At 42.1% G+C, this 2,660-nt stretch carries 4 protein-coding genes and 1 pseudogene; 3 read left to right on the top strand and 2 right to left on the bottom strand.

Going from position 1 to position 2,660, the window contains the following annotated elements:
• The 3 genes and pseudogenes from AC0QT4_RS08740 to AC0QT4_RS08750 all read left to right on the top strand — a co-directional run.
• Window positions 1-187: pseudogene (locus AC0QT4_RS08740) on the top strand (hypothetical protein); the annotation flags it as partial.
• Between the two features lie 93 nt (window positions 188-280).
• Entirely contained in the window at window positions 281-1,411 is a 1,131-nt protein-coding gene (locus tag AC0QT4_RS08745) for a N4-gp56 family major capsid protein (protein ID WP_473201290.1), read from the top strand.
• Window positions 1,412-1,430: 19 nt separating this feature from the next.
• Entirely contained in the window at window positions 1,431-1,811 is a 381-nt protein-coding gene (locus tag AC0QT4_RS08750) for a hypothetical protein (protein ID WP_473201291.1), read from the top strand.
• A 34-nt stretch (window positions 1,812-1,845) separates the two neighbouring features.
• Here AC0QT4_RS08750 and AC0QT4_RS08755 read toward each other — a convergent pair whose 3' ends face one another.
• The gene (locus AC0QT4_RS08755) at window positions 1,846-2,127 is read right to left on the bottom strand and encodes an addiction module antidote protein (RefSeq protein WP_473201292.1); all 282 of its coding nucleotides are present in this window, start codon (window positions 2,125-2,127) and stop codon (window positions 1,846-1,848) included.
• Entirely contained in the window at window positions 2,108-2,416 is a 309-nt protein-coding gene (locus AC0QT4_RS08760; RefSeq protein WP_473201293.1) for a type II toxin-antitoxin system RelE/ParE family toxin, read from the bottom strand. The genes AC0QT4_RS08755 and AC0QT4_RS08760 overlap by 20 nt, the downstream gene beginning before the upstream one ends.
• Window positions 2,417-2,660: the final 244 nt, after the last annotated feature.

Raw genomic sequence — 2,660 nt, forward strand, 5'->3', positions numbered from 1 at the left:
AGCAGCGCTTCAAAGCAGACAGAATTCAGCGAGGACTTTAACGGCATCGGGAGGCGGCGGCAGTACGGGACCCCTCTCATGGGAGAGCATTAGTGCCATGTCCGATAAAGAGTTTCAGGCATGGTACAGCAATCCAAAGAACCAAGCGCTGATCCGCAAATTGAGTGGTGCGGAAGATGAGGACTAAGTGAGAGACTTTTTTAGAGAATAAGCCGCTTTTACTGCGGGTTTTCCTCCGGCTTTTAAGCCGGTTTTTTTATAGCAAAGAAAGGTAAAATCAATGGCAACAACCACTGTAGGGATTAATGATCCCCATGCGTTAAAAACATGGGCAAGAATGCTTGATGCGGAGGTCTCCAAGGCAACGGCGATAGCTCCATTAATGGGCAAGGGCTCCAACAGCATTATTCAGGTCAAAACAGAAACCCAGAAAGGCAAAGGGGATTGTGTAACCTTTAGCCTTCGTGCGCAATTAGCAGGACGGGGTGTGAGTGAGGGGGAAACTCTTGAAGGCAATGAAGAAGCGCTCCAATTTCTCCATGATAAATTGTATATCAATGAACTCTATCATGGTACGCGCATTCCCAATGAAGGGACGATTGATACTCAACGCACTTTGTTTAATTTGCGTGAAGAAGCCAAAAACAGTTTATCGGATTGGTACGCCGATCGTTTGAGTATGATGTTTTTCATTCATGCTTGTGGCTACACAGCCAATAGGCTTCATTTTGAAGGGGGGTTGGTTGATCTTGACCCACTTTATTACGGCTTTAATGCGCCGATCGCTCCAAGTAGCAAGCGCATTGTGCGCCCCGATAGCAAAACCAAGGATGAAGAGCTTACAGAGAAAGCAAAACATGGCTTTAATCTTAAGTTGATCGATGAAGCTGTTCAATGTGCGAAACTTGCAAATCCTAAAATTAGACCGGTTCGTGTGAATGGCGAAAGTGTCTATGTTTTATATTTGCATCCCATCCAAGTGACGCAATTGCGGACCAATACAGAAACGGGTCAGTGGCTTGATATTCAGAAAGCGGCTTATACCGGTTCGCGTGCTAAAAACCCCATTTTTGATGGTTCTTTAGGGATGTATAATGGTGTGATTTTACGGGAATCTGAACATGTGACCAATGGTGTGAAGTCCACGGATAGTACTCGCGTTGCCGGTGTTCGTCGTGCTGTTCTTCTTGGAGCCCAGAGCGTTGTTATGGCTTTTGGTAAAGGTTATGGCGATACACGCTATAAGATCGAAGAGGAAACTTTTGACTATAAACGTGAATACGGTTTTGGGGTTCATACGATTATGGGCATGAAGAAAACATGTTTCCAAATGCCCGGTAGAGCGCAAGGTGCACAAGATTTTGGAACGATTGTCATTCCCACCTACAGCGGTGAAGTTGACGCGAATTGATTAAGAAAGGAAACAGGATATGGTCGATGGAGTAAAAGGTCATTTACACGGTAGAGATCTTCATACGCATCAGGTGAGTTTTTTGCGTTTGAATATCACGCATAAAGATAAGGATTTGACACGTAAAATCGGGACCTTGCCTCGTGGCGCAATGATCCTTTCGATTAAAGCGTTTGTGAAGACAGCGTTTACGGATGCGAAATTGAAGATTGGCAGTACCTATGGAGGCAATGAGTTTACTGAAAAGGATATCAAAGCCCAAGGGACGCAAGATTTTGCCTCCACCACTCAAAAAGAGTTTGTCCCTTATGATGAAGAGCTTACGCTTTATGCAACAAGAGACAAAACAACAGCTGCTGGTGAGTGCGTTGTGGTCGTGCAATTTGTGACTAATCGTTAAATTGTGAGGGGAGACGTTCGTTTCCCTCACTGATTTATGGAGTAGATTGTACGGTTAATTGCAAATTAAGGGCAGAGAGCACAGCAACTAAAGTAGAAAGTCTAGGGTCACCTGTTTTGCTAAGAGCGCGATATAAACCACTGCGTTCACGGTTTGTTTCTTTTGCTAGTGCACTCATATTTTGCGCACGGGCAACGATACCAAGAGCATCAGCGATATGCGCCGCATCACCGGTTTTGAAGGCTTCATTGAGAAATATTTGTTGTTCCTCAGTGGTTTCAAGATATTCCTCTGGTTTAAATGGGGTTGTTTTCATCACTGTACTCCTCTTTTAATTTTAGAGCTTGTTCAATATCTTTTTTCTGCGTTGATTTATCTCCACCACATAACAAAAGAATAAAATCAGAGCCTTTTTGAGTGAAATAAATCCTGTAACCCGCACCATAGTGAATACGTAATTCACCTATACCATGAAAAAATTTAACATCACCTAAAAGACCTTGTTTTAATCGTACAACACGTTGAAGAATAATAGCTTTAGCGCTTTTATCTTTGAGTTTCTTAAGCCAAGTATCAAATTCTATAGTTTTATGAATAATTATCATGTGTATACTATAGTACACAGATGATAATAGGTCAAGAGTAAATTTTCATTGAAAGGTTTCATGATGTCACGTCATTATATAAGGATAAGGACGGGTGGACCGATACAAGAGCGGCAAGATGTTTTTCGCCATAGGGGAACCTTTGCAAGGCTTGTATCGGTGATGAGAGATATAATAACAGAAAATACAATAAAGTCAATATGTTATATGTATTTATTTGATATGAATCCTCTTTAGAATCCAT

Source organism: Bartonella sp. EBT8 (assembly GCF_055796165.1).